Source organism: Methylocystis sp. WRRC1 (assembly GCF_020733155.1).
Lineage (GTDB): Bacteria > Pseudomonadota > Alphaproteobacteria > Rhizobiales > Beijerinckiaceae > Methylocystis.
The window spans coordinates 1,643,700-1,665,690 of sequence record NZ_JAJFZJ010000001.1; the positions used below are offsets into that span (position 1 = coordinate 1,643,700).

General features: G+C 65.0%; 15 protein-coding genes. 11 read left to right on the forward strand and 4 right to left on the reverse strand.

Going from position 1 to position 21,991, the window contains the following annotated elements:
- The first annotated feature begins 99 nt into the window (after positions 1-99).
- Entirely contained in the window at positions 100-561 is a 462-nt protein-coding gene (locus tag LG047_RS07975) for a DUF2721 domain-containing protein (protein WP_227966211.1), read from the forward strand.
- On the opposite strand, the gene purB is transcribed toward LG047_RS07975, so the two are convergent.
- Together purB and LG047_RS07985 are read right to left on the reverse strand one after the other, a co-directional pair.
- Positions 515-1,822, reverse strand: a complete 1,308-nt coding sequence (gene purB, locus LG047_RS07980; RefSeq protein ID WP_227966212.1) for an adenylosuccinate lyase — start codon at positions 1,820-1,822, stop codon at positions 515-517. The genes LG047_RS07975 and purB overlap by 47 nt on opposite strands.
- Positions 1,823-1,917: 95 nt before the next feature.
- Complete coding sequence (locus tag LG047_RS07985; protein WP_036288117.1) at positions 1,918-2,295, reverse strand: DUF4345 domain-containing protein; 378 nt, start codon at positions 2,293-2,295, stop codon at positions 1,918-1,920.
- A gap of 154 nt (positions 2,296-2,449) precedes the next feature.
- On the opposite strand from LG047_RS07985, the gene LG047_RS07990 reads away from it, so the two are divergent.
- On the forward strand, positions 2,450-3,694 hold the full coding sequence (locus LG047_RS07990; RefSeq protein ID WP_036283617.1) for an FAD-binding oxidoreductase: 1,245 nt from the start codon (positions 2,450-2,452) through the stop codon (positions 3,692-3,694).
- Between the two features lie 218 nt (positions 3,695-3,912).
- On the forward strand, positions 3,913-5,046 hold the full coding sequence (locus LG047_RS07995) for an acyltransferase (protein ID WP_227966213.1): 1,134 nt from the start codon (positions 3,913-3,915) through the stop codon (positions 5,044-5,046).
- A gap of 2 nt (positions 5,047-5,048) precedes the next feature.
- Here LG047_RS07995 and LG047_RS08000 read toward each other — a convergent pair whose 3' ends face one another.
- Positions 5,049-6,365, reverse strand: coding sequence for a FecR domain-containing protein (locus LG047_RS08000; RefSeq protein WP_227966214.1), 1,317 nt, complete (start codon positions 6,363-6,365; stop codon positions 5,049-5,051).
- 196 nt (positions 6,366-6,561) lie between these two features.
- Positions 6,562-7,167: a PilZ domain-containing protein gene (locus tag LG047_RS08005; protein WP_227966215.1), complete on the reverse strand. Its 606-nt coding sequence runs from the start codon at positions 7,165-7,167 to the stop codon at positions 6,562-6,564.
- Between the two features lie 167 nt (positions 7,168-7,334).
- Between LG047_RS08005 and LG047_RS08010 the strand changes: the two genes are divergently transcribed.
- From LG047_RS08010 to LG047_RS08045, 8 genes are all read left to right on the forward strand, one after another.
- Complete coding sequence (locus LG047_RS08010; protein WP_227966216.1) at positions 7,335-8,066, forward strand: cytochrome c biogenesis CcdA family protein; 732 nt, start codon at positions 7,335-7,337, stop codon at positions 8,064-8,066.
- On the forward strand, positions 8,063-9,232 hold the full coding sequence (locus LG047_RS08015) for a DUF1624 domain-containing protein (protein WP_227966217.1): 1,170 nt from the start codon (positions 8,063-8,065) through the stop codon (positions 9,230-9,232). Before LG047_RS08010 ends, LG047_RS08015 begins: the two co-directional genes overlap by 4 nt.
- A gap of 147 nt (positions 9,233-9,379) precedes the next feature.
- Positions 9,380-11,983, forward strand: coding sequence for an MMPL family transporter (locus LG047_RS08020; protein WP_227966218.1), 2,604 nt, complete (start codon positions 9,380-9,382; stop codon positions 11,981-11,983).
- Between the two features lie 73 nt (positions 11,984-12,056).
- Complete coding sequence (locus LG047_RS08025) at positions 12,057-12,653, forward strand: DUF2147 domain-containing protein (protein WP_227966219.1); 597 nt, start codon at positions 12,057-12,059, stop codon at positions 12,651-12,653.
- Positions 12,654-12,911: 258 nt separating this feature from the next.
- Positions 12,912-14,462, forward strand: coding sequence for an efflux transporter outer membrane subunit (locus tag LG047_RS08030; RefSeq protein ID WP_227966220.1), 1,551 nt, complete (start codon positions 12,912-12,914; stop codon positions 14,460-14,462).
- Positions 14,459-15,724 carry an efflux RND transporter periplasmic adaptor subunit gene (locus tag LG047_RS08035; protein WP_227966221.1) on the forward strand — a complete coding sequence of 422 codons (1,266 nt, stop codon included), beginning with the start codon at positions 14,459-14,461 and terminating at the stop codon, positions 15,722-15,724. Before LG047_RS08030 ends, LG047_RS08035 begins: the two co-directional genes overlap by 4 nt.
- A gap of 11 nt (positions 15,725-15,735) precedes the next feature.
- Positions 15,736-18,879: an efflux RND transporter permease subunit gene (locus LG047_RS08040; protein ID WP_227966222.1), complete on the forward strand. Its 3,144-nt coding sequence runs from the start codon at positions 15,736-15,738 to the stop codon at positions 18,877-18,879.
- Positions 18,876-21,974 (forward strand): efflux RND transporter permease subunit, encoded by a 3,099-nt coding sequence (locus tag LG047_RS08045; protein WP_227966223.1) that lies wholly within the window; start codon positions 18,876-18,878, stop codon positions 21,972-21,974. The genes LG047_RS08040 and LG047_RS08045 overlap by 4 nt, the downstream gene beginning before the upstream one ends.
- The last annotated feature ends 17 nt before the right edge of the window (positions 21,975-21,991 follow it).

Sequence of the window (21,991 nt, forward strand, 5' to 3'; positions counted from 1 at the left end):
CGCGCCATCGGACCAGTTGATCGAAGGCCGCGACGGATGCGCTGAATTACATATTACGTGTAATATAGGCGAAGGCTTCACCTTGTTGCGAGACGCGCGATGCTGATCAACACGCCCTCGATCGAACAGCTTTCTAATGTGATTTCCGAAGTTACCGGCCCCGCCTTTCTGCTTGCGGCGGAGGCGCAGCTCCTTGCGGTGCTGGTCTCGCGGCTCGATCGCATCATCGACCGTTCGCGGTCGATGGGCGATCAGGAGGCAGGAGATCGCGAGAGCGAGCTGCGGGTCTTGAGGCGGCGCGCCGACCTTATGCACCGCGCCATCTATTGGGGCGTGGCGAGTTGCATCGTCACCAGCCTTCTCGTCATTGTCAGTTTTGCGGCCGCGTTCTTCCATATTCCCCACGAATATGGAGCGGGCCTCCTTTTCGCTCTGGCGATGGCGCTCTTCACGGCCGCCCTCATCGCCTTCGCGCGGGAGGTGCGGCTCGGCTATTGGGAGATCGACGCGAAGCCTATGCTTCGCCGAACACCCGCCGGAAAATCGTATCCACATGCTTAAAGTGGTACGAGAGGTCGAACAGCTCGTCGAGTTCAGCGGGCGTGAGCTTCGCGCTCACGTCCTTGTCTTGCCCTAGCAGTGTGCGGAACTCGCCCTCGCCGCGCCACACCGGCATGGCGTTTCGCTGCACCATCGCATAGGAGTCCTCGCGCGAGACGCCCTTTTGCGTCAAAGCGAGCAGCACGCGCTGCGAGTGGACGAGGCCCCCGAGCCTGTCGAGATTCTTCTGCATGTTCTCGGGATAGACGAGCAGATTGTCGATGACGTTCGTCAGCCGCACGAGCGCGAAGTCGAGCGTCACCGTCGCGTCGGGGCCGATCATGCGCTCGACGGAGGAGTGGGAAATGTCGCGCTCGTGCCAGAGCGCCACATTCTCCATGGCCGGAATGGCCATGCCGCGCACGAGGCGCGCAAGGCCGGTGAGGTTTTCCGTGAGCACGGGATTGCGCTTGTGCGGCATGGCGGAAGAGCCCTTCTGGCCGGCCGAGAAATATTCCTCGGCCTCCAGCACTTCCGTGCGCTGCAGATGACGGATTTCAATCGCGAGCCGCTCGATGGAGGACGCGACGACGCCGAGCGTGGCGAAGAAGGCGGCGTGACGGTCGCGGGGGATCACCTGCGTCGAAACGGGCTCGGGAACGAGCCCCATCTTGTGGGCGACATATTCCTCGACGCGTGGATCGATATTGGCGAAAGTGCCCACGGCGCCGGAAATGGCGCAGGTCGCGATCTCCTTGCGGGCGTGGACGAGGCGCTCGCGGTTGCGGGTGAATTCGGCGTAGGCCTGCGCCATTTTCAGCCCGAAGGTGACCGGCTCGGCGTGAATGCCATGCGAGCGGCCGATGGTCGGCGTGAATTTATGCTCGAAGGCGCGCTTCCTGATCGCGGCCAGCAGCGCGTCCACGTCGGCGATGAGCAGGTCCGCCGCGCGCGAGAGCTGAACGGCGAGGCAGGTGTCGAGCACGTCGGAAGACGTCATGCCCTGATGCACGAAGCGCGAATCCGGCCCGATGAATTCCGCGAGATGGGTCAGGAAGGCGATGACGTCATGCTTCGTCACGCGCTCGATCTCGTCGATGCGGGCGACGTCGAACTCGACGAAATCCGCCTTGTCCCAGATGTTTTTCGCGCTTTCCCTGGGGATGACGCCCAGCTCGGCGAGCGCGTCGCAGGCGTAGGCCTCGATCTCGAACCAGATCCGGAAACGGGTCTGGGGCTCCCAGATGACGGTCATTTCCGGACGGGAATAGCGGGGGATCATGGGGCCTCGACGGATACGAACATGAAAGCAGGCCGCCGCGAGCGCTCTCGCGCCGGCGGCGATACGACCTCGGTTCGCAAATTCGCGGGCCGCGGTCAATCCGGCAGGCGCCAGACCCAGATGGCGAGCGGAACGAGCGTGATCTCCATGGCGGCGTAGACGAGAAGCAATGTCGCCGGCGTTCCGTCCGCGAACAGGCTCACGATGCGCCCGGCCACGAGGCCGCCCGAGAAAACGGCCGTCGTCAGCACGGCCGTGTTCCGGCAGGCGTCATTGAAGGCCGCGTAGAGCCAGAAAAAGCCGAGAGCCAGATAAAGGCCCATGACGGCCCGAAGGATATGCGCAAGGTCGGGATCGAGTTCGTCGACGCCGAGAAAGGCGGCGGCGAACCAGCGGGGCGACACGCCATAGAGCAAGGCGATGGCGGAAACCGTCACGAAAGCGAAAATGAGAAAATATTTCTTTGTCTGCATTTCGCGCCTGCTCATATCTGCGGTTGTATCACTATGCACAACTAGCACAGGCGTTGCATGAAGCCATCAGCCGCGCAAATTCGCCGCGGCCCGGAAAGTTGCGAATGAGCCCATCGGACGCATATGTCCGGAAGGGCGGTATATCGGGGACGTCATGCAAAAGGCGGATGTTGTCATTCTCGGCGCCGGAATGGTGGGCGTGTCGGCGGCGCTGCATCTGCAAGCGCGGGGACGCGACGCGGTGCTCATCGACCGGCGCGGCGGGGCCGGGCTCGAGACCAGCTTCGGCAACGCCGGCCTGATCGAGCGGTCGTCGATCTTCCCCTATCTTTTCCCGCGCGATCCCGCCCGGCTCGTCAAATATGCGCTCAACCTGCTGCCGGAGGCGCATTATCATGTTTCGGCCCTGCCCTCCGTCGGACCGTGGCTGATGCGCTATTGGCGCGAGAGTTCGCCCGAGCGCGTGCTCAGGAACATCGAGGCGCGCCGCCCGCTGATCGAAAACAGCCTTGCCGAGCATGAAAAGCTGATTCAACAGGCAGGCGCCGGGGCCCTCCTGCGAAAAACCGGCTGGATGAAGCTCTTTCGCAGCGACGCCTCGCTCGCGAGGGGCATGGCTGACGTAGAAAAGCTGCGCGCTTACGGCCTTCACATCGACGTGCTGGACACGGCCGGCGTCGCGGCGCGGGAGCCCGACCTCGCCGCTGTGGCGGGCGCGGCGCATTTTCTCGACACGGCCTCCGTCGTCGATCCCGGCGCCCTGTCGAAAGCCTATGCCGATCTCTTCGCCGCGCGCGGCGGGCGCTTTCGCGCCGGAGACGCGCTGAGCCTGCTGCAGACCGGCGACGGCCGCTGGAGCGTCGAGACCGAGGAAGGGCCCGTGATCGCCCGCGACGCCGTCGTCGCGCTCGGCCCCTGGTCCGACCAGATTTTCCATGCGCTCGGCTACAATCTGCCGCTGGGCTGGAAGCGCGGCTATCATATGCATTACGCTGCGCGCGAGGGCGCGAGACTCAACCATCCGGTCCTCGACGTGGATGTCGGCTATCTGCTCGCGCCGATGGCGCGCGGGATAAGGCTGACCAGCGGCGCGGAGTTCGCTCCCCGCGACGCGCCGCCCACGCCGGTGCAGATCGAGGTGTGCGAGCCTATTGCACGCAAGATGTTTCCGCTCGGCGAGCGCCTCGACCCCTCGCCCTGGCGCGGCGCGCGGCCCTGCCTGCCCGACATGCTGCCGGCGCTGGGCCCCGCTCCGCGCCACAAGGGACTGTGGTTCGATTTCGGCCACGCCCATCACGGATTGACGCTCGGCCCGGTCACAGGCCGTTTGCTCGCCGAGATGATGACCGGCGAGACGCCCTTCATCGACCCGCGCCCCTATCGCGTCGACCGGTTCTAGAGTCTTTCCGTCTCATGATTAACCGGAAGGACCCCGGAACTCCCTGTCCAGGCGCGCCTTAAAGCGCGTTCAGGAAAAATGTATGCGGTTTTCCGTTTGAACGCGCGACAAGATGTGAAGCGAGAGCCACATCGCCTCGCAAGCACGGCGAAACCTCCCTGCGCTACAGCTTCCTGAAACTTGTCGGGAAGCGCTTGGGCGCGCGGGTGGATCATTTCATGCGGGCGCAGAACAGAATTGCCTATATCGACGGATGGCGGGCGCTCGCGATGCTGCTCGTCTTCTGCGACCACCTCGGCATGAACAGGGAGATCGGCGCCATCTACGCAAAGAGCCCGATCGGCGTCGTCTCCGAATATGGCGAAACCGGCGTTTTCATTTTCTTCTTCATCAGCGGATATGTCGTCAGCCTGACATGCCTGACGGAAATCGAGACCTCCGGAGATTTTTGCGCGCCAGCCTTCTACGCCCGCCGCCTGTTCAGGATCGTTCCGCCCCTGATGCTCTATCTCTTTGTCTGCCTGTCGCTGGGCGCAGGCGGCGTCATCGACTTTTCTCTCGATAATTTTTTCAGTTCGGCTTTCTATCTGTGCAATTCGACGGCTCCTTTCGTGTCCTGCAACTGGTATGTCGGCCATACATGGAGCCTCGCCTTCGAGGAGCAGTTTTACCTGCTGTTTCCCCTCGTTCTATCCTTTGTCGAACTGCGAAGGGCGCCGAAGATCATCGTCGCCGCGAGCGCGGCGCTGGTCGCGTCCATTCCCTTCGTCTTCACGATCTGGTGGATCGGCAAAACGGGATTTTTCATCGCCTACGGGCTGTTCTTCGCCGGTTACGCGGCGGCGAAACATGGCGAGCGCTTCATCGTCGGCGTGAGAACATATGGGAACGCTGCGCTGATCCTCTCGGCGCTCATCGTCTTTCTGCCCAGAAGCGTCATCGCTTCATTCGGCGATGATGAACGCGCCCGCGCAGAATTGATCGACTGTTACAGATTCCTGTATGTCGCCGCGATTCCGACGATGGTTCTGCTTTCGGGCGTCGCGAAGACCCCATTACACGACGCGCTGTCCAGCGGCGTCCTCGCCTATCTCGGTCGGGCGAGCTATTCGATCTATCTCTGGCAGCAATTGTGCAACGGCCCGGTCTTCAACGGCCTCGGCGTTTATGCGCAGCTCGGCCTGCTGTCGTGCACGGTTTTCTTCTGCATCGTCCTGTTCGAAACAATCGAACGCAGACTGATCGAGCTGGGGCGCGCGCTTTCCGGACGGTTGCGGCTTCGAGGGCGGCTCCCTCGCGGCGACGCGATGGCCCGACTCCAGTCGGCGACTGGAACGCCGGGCCGCTGCTGAGCCTATCGCCCCGGCGCTCCCGAGAAGAGATCCGTCAGCGAGAAGCCGTAGCTGACGCCGGCGCGAATGCTGTGCAATCCGCTCATGTTGCAGATCGGGACCGGATAGAGCGCGACATTGGTCGCATAGGTCGGATAGTCGTGCTGCAGTTTCACGTAGAGATATTCGGCCTTCACCGAAATATTGCTGGTGAGCGCGAATTGCACGCCGCCGCCGACCGTCCATCCCGCCAGGAACGGATTGTTCTGGCTGGTTCCAAAAGCGTAGGCCGGGCCGAGCAGATTGGCGCCCGAGAAAGTCCTGGGCGCGATGATGTGACCATAGGCCAGACCGCCCGTTCCATAGACGAGCCAGCGGTTGAATGCATAGCCGAGCCGGCCGCGGAAGGTGCCCAGATAGCCGCCGCGCGTGCTGGACACCGTGCCGTGGCCGTTGGTCGAGCCGCCGATTTCACTGCGATATTCGGCGTCCGTCTCGAAGCCCGCGACGATGTTCGGCAGGACTTGCCAGTTGTATCCGAGTTTCAGGCCGCCGAGAAAGCCCACGCCGTTCATCGGGACCGGATCGGCGAATTCGGCGTTGCCGATCGCCGTGCCGACGTTGAAGCCAATGGAGAGGCCGCCCCAGTTGACCGGGACGGAGCCGAGGTCGAAGGGGGACGGGCCCCCCGGCGGGACATCGCCGGGCGGGGGCGGCGGAACGTCGTTTCCGCCCGGGCCGGGCGGCGGCGCGCCCTTGCAGGTCTTGTCGAAACTCCAGTCCTTTTTGCCGACCGTTCTCGGCGCCGAAACGCCCGCGTCGGTGACCGTGACGGTCGTGCAGGGCTTGTCGAGGATACGGCAATTGGCGCCCGAGGCCTGACAGACCTCGATCACGCCGCCGTAAAGCACGGCGTCCGTGCTGCCCTGCCTCGCGCGCACGCCGAAGGCGGTGCCGCGCACGCCGATCGTCGCAGTGGGCGTGCGCACTTCATAATTCTTGTGGGCCGGCGAGCTGACGAAGCGGAAGGCGCCCTTCGCGGCGCTGAAGGCGACGCCGTTATTGCCCGCATAAACGAAGCTGTCGAGTCTGACCTTCGAGGACGGCCCCATCTGCAGATTGGTGCGGTCGTCGAAGTTGAATTTGCCGCGGCTTGCCGCGCCGGTCGTCAACACTTCCTCGAAATAGACTTCGTCCCCGGCCCTCAGCTTCATGCTGCGGTCGGTGGTCGCTCCATGAACGTCCTTCTCGATTGTCGAGGCGCTGCCGATCTTCTGTTGAGCAAAGGAGGGAGCGGCAAGGGCGCAAAGCGCCGTAATGGAAATTGCTGTTCTACGCATGAGGCGCCCCGAAGCTGATGCGACGAAATGCTTTGCCAATTGATGAAAAACGCAGGCTGCCCTAGCCCTTAGTAAACAGCTACAGCAGCCGGGCGCGCGGGCGCAACGGGAGCGGCGTTGAAGAAATGTTTTATTGATCGTGAGTGGCCTTGGCGCCACAGTGGGCGCGCAGCGCGACGACGGGCGGTTCCAGCGCCTAAAGTCTTATCCGTTCGTCGAGCTCGCCCTCCGCGAAAGGCTCCTCGAACTCCGCGACGAAACCGCCGTCGACGAGGCGAACGACCTTCGCGGCCTTCGATCCGACCATGACGCGCCCCCCCACGAGCGGGCGTGCGTTCACCTCGACGCTGACGCCGGAGAGCGAAATGTCGTTGATCTTGGCGGTCTTCTCCTTGCCGTTCGACAGGCGCACGATCGTCCACTGCAGCATCGGCACGATGCGTTTGTGGCGGCGGTTTTCGGGCAGATCCAATACGTCGCGGTTGGCGAACCACACGAGTTGCTCGGCCAGTTTCCGGTGCTTCATCTCGGTCAGCTTCAGGCCGATGGCGAAGCCCTCGCCCTCATGGCGCGAGACGCCGCCCTCAAAGCGGCCGAGCTCCGCGATATAGACGATGACCTTTTCGCCGAGCCGCGGCCGAACGGGTGTGGAAAACAGCATCTCGCCCGTGGACATTGCGACGATCCGGCAGGGGTGTTCCGCGCCCGACGCGAGCATGAAGCGGCCCTCGAGATCGACCTCGACAGAATTGTGGATACGCTCCCGCGCAGCGCCTGGCCCGAAATCCGACTGCAAAGACATGATGAAGAGAGTCCGTTGCTGATTTTCAGCAATGGAGATTGCATACAAACTCCTCACGCAGTCTTAATTGTCGACAAGGCCCGCGTGTTAACCGACAGTAAGGACTGCAGCCTTTGCGCCCGGGCCCCGCCTGTGGCAGAAACGCGCGAAAGCACAAGAGGACCATCATGGCGGCGGACGTCACATTTCCTGCGGCTGCGGCTGCGGGCTTGCTGTCTTTTCTCTCCCCCTGCGTGCTGCCGCTGGTGCCGCCCTATCTGACCTATCTGGCCGGCGTAAGCATGGAGGATCTCGAAATCGAGACACGCTCGGCGGCGCGGCGCGACGTGCTCCTTTCCGCGGTTCTGTTCGTCCTCGGCTTTTCCACGGTCTTCGTGGCTCTCGGCGCGACGGCGAGCGCCTTCGGCGCGGTGATCCGCGCCAATCTGCAAATCCTGTCCTGGGTCGCCGGCGGCGTCATAATATTGATGGGCCTGCACTTCCTCGGCATACTCAAGGTCGGGCTTCTCTATCGCGAGAAGCGCGCCGAAATCACCAAGCCCATGGGGCTTTTCGGCTCCTATGTGATGGGGCTGGCCTTCGCCTTCGGCTGGACGCCCTGCATCGGCCCGATCCTCGCGGCGATCCTCGCCGTCGCGGGCGCGCAGGAGACCGTGGCGCGAGGGGCCTTGCTGCTCGCAACCTATTCGCTCGGCCTGGGGCTGCCCTTCATCGTCGCGGGCTTCGCGCTGGGACGCTTCCTCGCTTTCGTCGCCCGCTTCCGCAAGCATTTCGGCAAGGTCGAGAAGGTCGTCGGCGTGCTGCTGATCTTCACCGGCGTCGCCTTCCTCACCGGCGGCGTGCAGGAAATGTCCTTCTGGCTGCTGGAGATGTTCCCCGGCCTGGCGACGCTGGGATGACCGCGGGCGCCGGCGAGGAGCGCCGCCTGCCGGAGGTCGACAGGCTGCGCGGCCTCGTCATGGTGATCATGGCGCTGGACCATATGCGCGACTTCTTCGACGCGGACGCCATCCGCTTCAGCCCGACTGATTTGACGCACACATATCCGTTTCTGTTCTTCACCCGCTTCATCACCCATTTCTGCGCGCCGACCTTCGCCCTGCTCGCGGGCGTCGGCGCGTTCCTCTATGGCGCGCGCCAGCAAAACCCTCGCAAGCTTTCGCTGTTTCTGGCTTCGCGCGGCCTTTGGCTGATCTTTCTGGACGCCTTCCTCATCAGCCCGATCTGGAGCATGGGCTCAGGAAAGATCGAATTCGGCACGCTTTACGCCATAGGCTGCGGCCTGCTGGCGCTTTCGGCGCTGTCCCGGTTGCCGACGCCCGCCGTGCTCGCCATCGGCGCTGCGATCATTTTCGGGCACAATCTGCTCGATGGAATTCACGCCGCCGATCTCGGCGCCTGGGGGCCGTGGTGGCGGCTGCTGCACGAGAGGGGGCCGCTACCGCCTGGTCTTCGGGGCGACGTCGTCTATCCGGCGGCGCCCTGGATCGGCGTCGTCGCCTTCGGCTACGGGATCGGGCCGCTTTTCCAGCGCTCGGCCGGGGAGCGCGATCGCATCCTGCGGATCGGCGGGCTTGCGGCGCTGGCGCTTTTCCTTGCGCTGCGCAGCGGCAATTTTTACGGCGACCCGAAAGACTGGGCCGCGCAGCGCGACGCGGTCTTTTCCGCGCTTTCGTTTCTGAACGTGACGAAATATCCGCCGTCTCTGCTCTATCTGCTCGTCACCCTCGGCGGCGCCATGCTGGTCCTGCCCCTGCTGGAGAAGGTGAGAGGCGCGGCCGGAAAGGCGCTGGTCATCTTCGGCCGAACGCCCCTCTTCTTTTACGTCCTGCACCTTTACCTCGGAGTCGCCGCAGCGCTGGCGCTTGCTCTCGGGCGCGGCTATTCGCTTGCGCAAATCGGCGAATTCGCGAAGTCCGGCGCGCCGCCGCCGGAATTCGGCGCGGGGTTGGCGGGCGCCTATGTCGCGTGGATCGCCGTGGTGCTTGCGCTTTTCCCGCTGTGCCGCTGGTTCGCGGAACTCAAGCGCCGTCGCGCCGACTGGTGGTGGCTCAGCTATCTGTAACCCGGCCCAGCGTCAAATTGTCGCATGGACGCCTGCCGGCAACGCCGCCTTGGTCGCGGCGCGGCGCGCTTGTATAGAAGAGCCGAACTTCAAAGGCGGTCCTTCTGATCCGCAGAATGTCTTAACGCGAGGGTTCGGGGAAACGGAATGCTGGAAAAACTGGTCGCCTTCTGTCTCCGCTGGCCCTGGACCGTCGTTTTTCTCACTCTCGCGCTGACCGGCGGGGGCGTTTTTCTCACCGTCGACCGCTTCCAGATCGACACGGACACGGCTCATCTTTTCTCCGCCGACATCGCCTGGCGGAAAAACGAGGCGGCGATGTATCGCGCTTTTCCGGCGCTGGAGGACATCATCGTCGCGGTGATCGACGCGCCGACAGGCGAGGAGGCGGACGACGCCGCCCGCCGCCTGAACGACGCGCTTCAGAATCGCCCGCTGATCTCCCGGTCCTGGCGGCCCGACGATCACGAATTCTTCCGCAAGAACGGCCTGCTCTACCTGCCCACGGCGGAGGTAGAGAAAACCGTCGGCATGATGATGGGCCAGCGCGACGTGCTGACGCCGCTGGCGGAGGACCCGAGCCTGCGCGGCCTCTCCAACGTCCTGCTGGGCAATCTGAAATCCGCCTCCGTCAGCGAACGCATTTTCGCCCGCTACCTCGCCGGCCTCGACGAGTTCTCGCGCGTCTTCGAGGAGACGCTCGCCGGCCGCAGCACAGAGGTCGACTGGGGCAAGCTGCTTTCCGGCGGCGGCAGCGCCGGGCCAGCGACGCCCGCGCTCGAAAAGCGCCGCATGGTGCTCATCAAGCCGGTGATCGACTATTCGGCCCTGCAGCCCGGCGCCGACGCCATCGAGCTGGTTCGCGCGACAGCCGCCGACGTCGGGATCACGAAGGATAAGGGCGTCACACTCCGCCTCACCGGACAGGTGCCGCTCGCCGATGAGGAATTCGCCACGATCTCCGAGAACATGGCGCTCAACACCACGGCGACCCTGGTCGTCGTGACGCTCATCCTTTTCGCCGCGTTGCGCTCGCCCAAGCTCATCCTCGCGGTGCTCATCACGCTCCTCGCCGGTCTCGCCATCACCTCCGGCCTCGGCATCCTTCTCATCGGCCGCTTCAACATGATTTCGGTCGCCTTTGCGGCCCTCTTCATCGGTCTCGGCGTCGATTTCGGCATCCAGTTCGCGACCCGCTATCGCGAGGAGCGTCACACCGACAACGACCTCGAGCGAGCGATCATGGCCGCGACGCGCGGCATCGGCGGCTCCCTCACGCTCGCCGCCGTCTCGCTGCTCGCGGGTTTCTTCTGCTTCCTGCCGACGCCTTTCCTCGGCGTGTCCGAGCTCGGCCTCATCGCCGGCATCGGAATGATCGTCGCCTATCTCGCGACGCTCACCTTCCTGCCGGCGGCCATCAAGCTGATGCGCCCGCGCCCGGAACATGTGCCGATCGCGACCGCCTCGCTCGCGGCGGTGGACCACTGGATCGAGGGGCACCGCAAGCTCGTGCTGATCCTCACGGCGCTGGCCGTCCTCGCCGGAACGCCCTTCCTGTTGCGCCTGCATTTCGATTCCAATCCGATGAATCTGCGCAATCAGCAGGTCGAATCGGTCGCGACCTTCCTCGACCTGTCGAAAGACCCGAGGACCGCGCCCAACAAGATCGAGGTGCTCGCCCCCTCGCTGGAGGCCGCGCGCGAACTCGAGAAGAAGCTTCTCGCCCTTCCGGAAGTGGACCACATCGACTCGATCGACTCGCTCATTCCCAAAGACCAGGACGAGAAGCTCGCGCTGATCGAGCGCGCGCGCTCGGAGCTGCGGGGCGCGCTTGAACCCAGGAAGAAGCCCGCGCCCACGGAGGCCGAAACCGTAAAGGCGCTGACGGCCGCCGCCAAAGCGCTTCGCGGCGCGGTAAAGAGCCTCAAGAAGCCGGCGCCCGCGGTCGCGCGCTTCGCCGACAATCTCGACGCGCTCGCCAAGGCGAGCCCCGAGATCCGCGCAAGGGCGCGGGCGGCGATCTTCGACGGTTTCGAGAAAATGCTGGGCGAAATCCGGCAGGCTCTCGGCGCCGAGCGCGTCACGCCGGAATCGCTGCCGCAGGATCTGCGTGGCGACTGGATTTCCAACACGGGCCTGGTGCGGCTCGAAGTCACGCCGAAGGGCGACAGCAACGACCGCATCGTCATGACGAAATTCGCCGACGCCGTGATGGCGGTGGCGCCCGACGCGAGTGGACCCCCGATCATCGTCTCGGAGGCGAGCAGGACGGTGACGAAGGCATTCCTGCAGGCGGGCTTTTATGCGCTTGTCTCAATCTTCATTATTCTGGCGGTGGCCCTGCGCAATCCGATCGACGTCGCCCTGACGCTCGGACCGCTGGTGCTCGCCGGAATCATGAGCCTGCAGGCGGCGGAGGCGCTGGGCGTGTCGCTGAATTTCGCCAATATCATCGCCTTGCCGCTGATGTTCGGCGTCGGCGTCGCCTTCCACATCTACTATGTCATCGCCTGGCGGGCGGGCATGGTGGACATGCTGGCCTCGAGCCTGACGCGCGCGATCTTCTTCAGCTCGCTGACGACCGGGACGGCTTTCGGCAGCCTGTTCATGTCCAGCCATCCGGGAACCGCGAGCATGGGTGAATTTCTCGTGATTTCCCTGTTCTTTACGTTGCTCGCGGCCTTCATCATCGTGCCGGCCTTCCTCGGGCCGCCGCGCGTTCCGGCCAGGAAAGCCTCAGATGCGACTTGACGACCATCGCCTTTCGGCCTTTCGCTATGGCCGAAACGCTTCCGCGCAAATTATGATTCAGGGGTCCGGCTTCATGAGAATGGGAAAGAATTTTCTGCACATCCTCGCCGCGACGGCCCTGTGGGCTCCGATCGCCGCCCATGCCGCCGACTCGATTTTTGGCGTCTGGGTGCGCGACGGCCATCCGACCGACAAGCTCGAGTTCTACGACTGCTCGGGAAAGCTCTGCGCCAAGGGCATCCAGCCGATGCTCGATGGTTCGCCCGCGCCGCAGATCCTGCGCAGCGCCGCCAAGACGGGGCCGAACAGCTGGAAGGGCGATCTGTTCAACCCGGAGGACGGCAAGACCTACACCGGCAAGATCACCTATGACTCGCCGACCAAGCTGACCCTGACGGGATGCCTCGTGGCATTCCTGTGCCAGAGCGAGACCTGGACGCGCGTTTCCGGCCCGCTCAAACCCGCTGCGGCGGAGGCGAAGCCCGCGGGTAAGGGCGCGCCCGCGCACGAGGGCGAAAAGGAAAAAGAGAAGGCTCCGGAAAAGGAGAACTCGAAATCCGTCGAACAGCCCGCCAAGACGACCCCGGCGAAGCCGAAGTCGGGAGCGGCGCCCGCCGCGGGGAAACCCGCCGCGCCGAAGCACCCGGCGCCCGAGGATGCGGACGAATAGGATTTTTCAGGGGATTCCCCGTTGGTTAAACGATCGGTAACTTGACGCTTCTCTCGCGGCGCGAGAGCTTGCAGAGATTGATTCACGCGCGTCGCGCGGCCACGCGCGCGCATCCAGCCGCAGCGCAACATTCCGGCGTCCGCCGAGGACAAGCGGGCGGCGAAGGGAGCTCGGGCTCGCCGACGCTTCCTTGTCGAGCGCCGCCGCAACGATCTGAACGCGACCCCTGGTCCGTGGCGAATCGGAGATGACGTTCTGTTGACCGGCCTCGCCTACTTCCCCTTCTTTCAGCGCATCGCGCGGACAGCCTCGGTCTGCGCGGCCTCGATCGCGCTCATCGGCTGCGATCTGGAGTGGGAGAAGCCCGACCTCGCAACCCCGCCGCCGGAACGTTTTCGCGAGGCCAGGCCCGCATCCGCCGCGCCGATCCCGGCGGGGAAGGACTTCGCGGCCAAGTTCGGCTCCAAGGAGCTCACGGCGCTCGTCGAAAAGGCGCTGGCGGACAATCTCGACATCGCCGCCGCCGTGGCGCGCATCGACGAAGCGGATGCGCAGGCGCGGGTCGCCAGCGCCGCCTTGTGGCCGAGTATTTCGATGCTGGACGTCGCGCGCACGACCCGCATTCCCGGCACGACGCTCAACATCGCCTCGGCCAGCACCGGCGCCAATCCGGCGACCCAGGGAACGACGACGACGGCCACGGGCTTCAAGGCGCGGCATTTCGGCTTCTTCCAGCTCGGCCTCAACGCCAGTTACGAGATCGACTTCTGGGGCAAGAACGAGGACGCCTCCAACGCCGCGCGTCTCCTCGCCAACGCCAGCCGCTTCGATCGCGACACCGTCGAGATCGCGACGGTCGCGGCGGTGATGAACGCCTATTTCCAGGTGCTGACCGCGCAGGACCGCGTGCGCATCGCCCGCAGCAATGTCGCCATCGCCGAGAAGGTGAACGACGCGATCCAGGCGCGTTTCACCGTCGGCACCGCCAGCGCGCTCGACACCGCGCAGCAGGAAACCGTCCTCGCCCAGCAGCGGGCCGCCATCCCGCCCCTCGAGCAGACGCTGCTGCAAACGAAAAACGTTCTTGCCGTCCTGCTCGGCCGCACGCCGGAAAGCGTCAATGTGAAGGGCGGCTCGCTCACGAAGCTGACCTTCCCCAAGATTGCGCCGGGCCTGCCGTCGGAGGTGCTGCTGCGCCGTCCGGACGTCGCCAACGCCGAAGCGCAGCTCGCCTCGCAGGAATTCTCGGTGTTGCAGGCGCGCGCCGCCTTCTTCCCGTCCGTGACGCTCACCGGACAGTATGGGGTGCAGACCGCGCTGCTGCGCAATCTCATCCGCCCGGAGGCGATCGCCTGGCAGGCGGCCACGAATCTCGCGCAGCCCCTGTTCGACGGCTACAATCTGCAGGGCCAGTACGAGCTGCAAAAGGGTCGCTACGCCGAACTCGCCTCCCTATATCGCAAGCAAATCCTCACGGCGCTGTCGGACGTGGAGAACGCCCTGATCGCGGTTCGTGAGACGGCGCAGCAGCTGAAGCTGCAGGGAGCCGCCGTGGCGGCCGCGCGCCGGGCCTATGACGCCGCCTTCATGCGGCTGCAGGAAGGGACGATCGACATCATCACCCTGTCGACGACGGAGCGGGATCTGTTCACGACCCAGGAGGCCGAAGCGGTCGTGCGGCTGAATTATTTCCAGGCGGCGACGAGCCTCTATCAGGCGCTCGGCGGCGGCTGGTCGCCGACCACGCGCAACGACGAAATCGCGCGCGCCGCCGCGGCTTACGAGGCCGACAAAGGGCCCTGGCCATGATCCGCGCCGACCGGCGAATTCTGATGGCGGTCGCCGCGCTGGCGATTGCGCTGGGGGCGGGCTGGGCCTATCGCGCCGGCTGGTTTCCGGGCGCCTCCCGCGGCGAGAAGGAGACGACCGAGGGCCGGCGCGGCGCGCCGCGCGGCGACGCGCCGGTCACCGTGACGACGGCGCAGGCGAAAATCTCGGACGTGCCGGTCACGATCGACGCGGTCGGGACGGTGCAGGCGCTCAACACCGTCATGATCCGCACGCAGGTCGACGGGCGACTGGTGCGTCTCGGCTTCACCGAGGGCCAGGACGTGCGCAAGGACGACATCCTCGCCGAGATCGACCCGTCGCTCTACCGGGCGCAATATGAGCAGGCGGTCGCGAAAAAGGTTCAGGACGAGGCCAATCTCGCCAACGCCCGCGTCGATCTCCTGCGCTACGAGAAGCTCGTCGCCGGAAAATTCGCCTCCGTTCAGCAATACGCCACGCAAAAGGCGCTCGTGGAGCAGCTGGCGGCGCAGGTTCGCGCCGATCAGGCCGCGATCGACAGCGCCAAAACGACGCTCGATTATGCGACGATCCGATCCCCGATCGACGGGCGCGCCGGCATCCGTCTCGTCGACGTCGGCAATATCCTGCATCCGTCGGACCAGAGCGGAATTGTTGTAATCACGCAGCTCAAACCCATCTATATCGTATTCACGCTGCCGCAGCAGGCGCTGCCGGCGGTGCAGAAGGCGCAACGCGACGGCCCTCCGAAGGTCGTCGCGCTGGGACCGGACAATGCGACGGCGATCGCCAGCGGCGAACTGACGGTGATCGACAATCAGATCGACCAGCTGACGGGCACAGTGCGGCTGAAGGCCACGTTTCCCAACGCGGATCTGACGCTCTGGCCCGGACAGTTCGTCAATGTGCGACTGATGCTCGACACGATCCGGGACGCGATCGTGACGCCGAGCCCTGCCGTGCAGCGCGGCCCGAGCGGCGCCTTCGTCTATGTGCTGGGCGACGACGGCTTGGCGCATATGCGGCCGGTGAAGACCGGGCGCCAGGACGAGGCGATCGTCGTGGTCACCGACGGTCTCAGGGCCGGGGAGACGGTCATAACGAGCGGCTTCTCGCGACTCTTCGACGGCGCGAAGACACACGTCGTCAATTCGACGTCCGACGTCAAAGAGGCGCCGGATTCCGGTAAGAATGTCTCCCCGCCGCCCGAGGGCGCCCCGCGGGAGCGAGGCAGGCGGCACGAGGGCGCTCCGAAGAAGTGATCTGACGCGGCATGAATGTTTCGGCGCCCTTCATCAAACGGCCGGTGGCCACCTCGCTGATGGCCTTCGCCCTGCTGCTGTTCGGCGTGCTGGGCTACATGCGCCTGTCCATCTCGCCGCTGCCGCAGGTCGACTTCCCGACAATTCAGGTCACGACGCAGCTTCCCGGCGCCAACCCCGATACGATCGCCTCCCTCGTGACGGCCTCGCTCGAACGCCAGTTCGGGCAGATACCGTCGCTGACGAGCATGTCGTCGCAGAGCTCCTTCGGCCTGTCGCAGATCACGCTGCAATTCGATCTCGACCGCGACATCGACGCCGCCGCGCAGGACGTGCAATCGGCGATCAACGCCGCCGCCTCGACGCTGCCGAAAAATCTGCCCTATCCGCCCGTCTACGCGAAGGTTAACCCCGCCGACACGCCGGTGCTGACGCTGACGCTGCGCTCGAAGACCGCGACGCTGCGCGATTTGAGCGATCTCGCCGACACGCTTATCGCGCCGCAGCTGTCGCAGGTCACGGGAGTCGGCCGCGTCGCGGTTCAGGGCGGCGTCCGCCCCGCTGTGCGCATCGAGGCGGACCTCGCGCGGCTCGCGGCGAACCGGATCGGCCTCGAGGATCTGCGCGAGGCCATCGCCGCCGCCAATATCGCCGGCGCCAAGGGCTCGCTCGACGGCAGCCGCCAGTCCTATACGCTCGACGCCAACGACCAGATCCTGAAGGCCGATCAATACAAGACGATCGTCGTCGCCTGGCGCAACAAGGCGCCGGTGATGCTGAGCGACGTCGCCAATGTGGTCGAGGGCCTCGAGAACGCCCGCGTCGGCGGCTGGTACAACGGCGAGCAGTCGATCGTGCTCGACGTGATGCGCCAGCCCGGCGCCAATATCATCAGCACCGTCGAACTGGTGAAAAAGGAGCTGCCGCAACTGCGCGGCGCGCTGCCCGCCGGCATGGCGCTCGAGATCGTCAACGACCGGACGGACACGATCCGCGCCTCGATCCATGAAGTTGAACTCACCCTCGTGATCGCGGCGGCGCTCGTCGTATTCGTCGTGCTGATGTTCCTGCGCAGCTGGCGCGCGACGATCATCGCCGGCGTCAGCCTGCCGCTCTCCATCATTGCGACCTTCGCGATAATGTGGGCGGCGGGATTCTCGCTCGACAATCTGTCGCTGATGGCGCTGACCATCGGCACCGGCTTCATCGTCGACGACGCGATCGTCATGATCGAGAACATCGTGCGCAACATAGAGGGCGGCAAGAAGCCGCTCCAGGCGGCGCTCGACGGCGCGCGCGAGATCGGCTTCACGGTCGTGTCGCTCACCGTGTCGCTCATCGCGGTGTTCATCCCGCTGCTGTTCATGACCGGCGTCGTCGGACGCATGTTCCGCGAATTTGCGCTGACGCTGACCATCGCCGTCGTCGTCTCGGCGGTGATTTCCCTCACGCTGACGCCGATGCTCTGCGCGACGCTGCTGCGCCACGCCCCCGCGCGCACGCACACGGGGTGGGAAATCTTCTCGCTGTGGCTCGACCGCGCCTATTATCGTTCGCTCGACTGGGCGCTGAAGCACGAGCGTTTCATGCTCGCCCTGACCGGCGCCACGCTCGCCCTCACCATGGTGCTTTTCGCGACGATTCCGAAAGGCTTCCTGCCGCGGCAGGACACGAGCCTGCTCAGCGTCGTGCTGGAAGCCTCGGCCGACACGTCCTTCGAGCGCATGAAACATTTGCAGGGCGAGGTGACAAAAGTCTTCCGGCGCGATCCGGAGGTGACGGGCGTCATCTCCGTTCTGGGCGTCGGGCCGCTCAACGCCACGACCAATGTCGGCCGCCTGACGGTGACATTGCGCAGCCGCGACGAGCGCACGACGGGCGCGGACGCAATCGCCGACAGGCTGAAGGCGGCGGGCGAGCGCGTCGCCGGCGTCACGCTCTATGTCGAGCCGGTGCAGGACATTCAGATCACGACGCGGCCGAGCCGCTCGCAATATCAATACACCCTCACCGCGGCCGACGCCGGCGAACTGCTGACATGGTCGAACCGTCTCCTCGACCAGCTGCGCAAGACGCCGGGGCTGCGCAATGTCGCGGCCGAGACGCAGGACGGCGGCCTGCGCGCGTTGATGCGCATTGATCGGGAGAAGATGGGCCGTCTCGGGATCTCGGCGCAGAACGTCGACGACGTGCTCAACGACGCTTTCGGTCAGCGGCAGATTTCGACGATCTATACGCAGTCGAACCAATATCGCGTGATCCTCGAGGCCGCGCAGCAATATCTGCGCAACGCCTCGGCGCTGGAGAAGCTCTATGTCGCGCCGGTGGGCGGCGGACCGCAGACGCCGCTCGCGGCCTTCGTGCATATCGACCAGGTTGCCGCGCCGCTCTCCGTTTCCCATCAGGACCAGTTCCCGGCCTCGACCATCAGCTTCGACCTGTCCGAGGGCGTGGCGCTCGGCGACGCCGTGAAGTTGATCGCGAAGGCCCAGACCGCGATCGGCATGCCGGAGTCGATCATGGGCGTGTTCAGCGCCGACGCGGCCGAGTTCAACAAGTCGCTGGCGAGCGAGCCTTGGCTCATTCTGGCGGCGATCGTCGCCATCTATGTCGTTCTCGGCGTGCTCTACGAGAGCTTTGCGCATCCGTTCACCGTGCTCACCACCCTGCCGTCGGCTGGCGTCGGCGCCTTGCTGGCGCTCATGCTGTTTCGCATCGACCTGTCGATCGTCGCGCTGATCGGCGTCGTGCTTCTGATGGGCATCGTGAAGAAAAACGCGATCATGATGATCGACTTCGCGCTCGAGGCCGAACGCGTCGACGGCCTCTCGCCGCGCGACTCGATCATCCGGGCCGCGCATATGCGCTTCCGTCCCATCATGATGACGACGCTCGCGGCGCTCTTCGGCGCCCTGCCGCTCGCGCTCGCCCATGGTCCCGGCAGCGAGCTGCGCATCCCGCTCGGCGTGTCGATCATCGGCGGCCTGCTGCTCAGCCAGGCGCTGACGCTTTACACCACGCCGGTCATTTATCTCGCCGTCGATCGCCTGCGCCGGCGTTTCCTGCCGGCCCCCGAGCCCGCGGCGCCGGTCATCGTGTCGGACCGCACGCCGCAAACATCGCCGGAGGCGGGCCGGCGCGAGGCGGCGGAATGAACGTTTCCGCTCCCTTCATCCGACGGCCGGTCGGAACGACCCTTCTCGCGTTGTCGCTGTTTCTCCTGGGCGCGATCGCCTATTTCTTCCTGCCGGTCGCAAGCCTGCCCGCGATCGATTTCCCGATTGTCAGCGTCAGCGCCATGCGTCCCGGGGCAGATCCCGAGACGATGGCGGCGTCCGTCGCGGCGCCGCTGGAGCGCCGCCTCTCGGGCATCGCCGGGCTCAATGAGCTGACCTCGACGAATTCGCTCGGCGCCACGCAGATCATGCTGCAATTCGACATTGACCGTAATGTCGACAACGCCGCGCGCGACGTGCAGGCTGCGATCAACGCCGCCATTCCCGATCTCCCGACCGACCTGCCGATGGCGCCGACCTTCCGCAAGGCGAGTCAGTCGGGCATGCCGGTGCTGGTGCTGGCTCTCACCTCCGACACGCTGCCGACGAGCGCGATCTTCGACGCGACGGACTCGATCATCGCCCAGCGCATATCGCAGGTGTCCGGCGTCGCCGAGGCGCGCATCGCAGGCGCCGAACAGCCGGCGATCCGCGTGCAGGTCGACTCCGCCCGGCTCGCGGCGATGAATCTGGGCGTCGACGAGGTGGCGCGCGCGCTTTACGCCGCCAACGCCCATTCCGCCGTTGGCGCGCTCGCGGGAACGACGCAGGAGATCACGCTGGCGACGACCGATCAGCTGTCGACGCCCGAAGATTATCGCAACATCGTCATCGCTTCGCGCAATGGGGCGGTCGTCAAGCTCGGCGACGTCGCAAAGGTCGAGCGCGGCGTGCGTAACCGCATGTCGGCGGGGTGGTTCAACGGAAAGCCGGCTGTGCTGGTGATCGTCACCAAGCAGCCCAACGCCAATGTCATCGAGACGGTCGATCAGATCAAGGCGATGCTGCCGCAGCTTCAGAAATGGATTCCATCGGGCATCCAGATCAATGTGCTGTCGGATCGCACGCAAACGATCCGCGCGAGCATACACGACATTCAGTTCACGCTGACAATCTCGGTCATCCTCGTGATGATGGTCGTCTTCGTCTTCCTGCGCCGCGCGACGCCGGTCATTGCGGCGGGCATCACCGTGCCGCTGTCTCTCGTCGGCACCTGCGCGGCGATGTGGGCCGCCGGCTTTTCGATCGACAATCTGTCGCTGATGGCGCTAACGATTTCGGTGGGTTTCGTCGTCGACGACGCGATCGTCATGATCGAGAACATCGAGAGCTTCAGGGAGCGCGGCTTGAGCCGCCTGGAGGCGGCGCTCGCGGGGTCGAAGCAGATCGCCTTCACCGTCGTCTCGATCAGCCTGTCGCTCATCGCCGTGTTCATCCCGCTGCTCTTCATGGAAGGCGTGATGGGCCGGCTGTTGCGGGAATTCTCCTTCACGCTGACATTCGCGATCCTCATCTCCACTGTCGTCTCGCTGACCGTGACGCCGATGGTCTGCGCCTGGCTGCCCGCGCAGAAACACAAGCCCCCGACACGTTTCGACTGCCTGATCGAAGGCGCGGTCGACAGCGTCACGGCCTTTTACGCGCGAAGCCTGCGGCCCGTCGTCGATCATCCCTGGGCCACGCTCGTCGTCATCCTCGTCACCGTCGTCTGGACCGTGCAGCTCTACCGAACGATCCCGAAAGGCAATCTGCCGCAGGACGACATCGGCCTCATCAACGGCACGACGGAAGCTTCCGCCGACGTTTCCTTCACCGAAATGTCGCGGCTGCAGAAGCTCGCCACGGAAGTCCTGCTGAACGATCCCGACGTCGCGAATGTCGGCTCCTTCATCGGCGCCACCAATCTCACGGCCTCCGCCAATCAGGGCCGCCTCTTCGTCGCGCTGAAGCCGGCCGGCGAGCGCAAGGCCTCGAGCAAGGAGGTGATCGCGCGGTTGCGGAAGGAATTCGCCAAGATCGCCGGCTTGAGCGTCTTCATGGTGCCCTCGCAGGACCTGCGCAGCGGGGGACGCCAGAGCAAGGCGCAATATCAGTTCACCCTCTCCGACGCCTCGCTGGAGGAGCTGGAGGAATGGCGCGGCAAGATCATCGCGCGCCTGAAGCAGCTGCCCGAGCTCGCCGACGTCACGAGCGACAAGGAACAGGGCGGCCTGAAGGCGCAGGTGGTCATCGACCGCAACGCCGCTTCGCGCATGAACGTGCCGATCGCGGCGATCGACGCCGCGCTCAACAGCGCCTTCGGCCAGCGGCAGGACACGATCATCTACACGCAGCGCAATCAGTATCGCGTCATCTTCGAGACTCCGCAGTCCCGACAGCGCGACATTCGCGACCTTGCCGGCGTCTATGTGTCGAGCACGACGGGAATGCAGGTGCCGCTCACAGCGCTCGCCCATATCGAGCGCGGCTCCATGCCGCTCGTCGTCAACCATCAGGGCGTGTTGCCGGCCATCACCATCTCCTACAATATCGCGCTGGGTTCTACGCTCGACGCGGCGACTCAGGCAATCGAGACGACCATCGCAGAGATGAACCCGCCGGGCGGGCTGCACGCCGCCTTCGCAGGAGACGCCGCGGATTTCAGGAAAGTGGCGGCTGGCCTCGCGACGCTGATTCTCGCGGCGCTGCTCGCCGTCTACGTCATCCTCGGCATTCTATACGAAAGCCTCGTGCACCCTGTGACGATCATTTCGACGCTGCCTTCCGCCGGACTCGGCGCGCTGCTGTCGCTCGAACTTTTCAATGTCGAATTCACGGTGATCGCCTTCATCGGCATTCTGCTACTGATCGGCATTGTGAAGAAAAACGGCATCATGCTCGTCGACTTCGCGCTCCAGGGCGAGCGCGAGCATGGACTTTCCATCCACGATTCGGCGCTCGAGGCCGCGCGCGAACGTTTCCGCCCGATCCTGATGACGACCCTCGCCGCGATGTTCGGCGCCTTGCCGCTCGCTTTCGCGACCGGCATCGGCGCGGAGCTGCGCCGTCCGCTCGGCATCACCATCATCGGCGGCCTGCTGCTCAGCCAGGCGCTGACGCTCTACACCACGCCGGTGATCTATCTTCTGATGAGCAAGCTGCGCCGCAAGCCGCGGGAGGCGACGGAAGAAGGCGGTCGCGCGGCGCCCGCCTGAGTCTCTGGGGAGAAGTC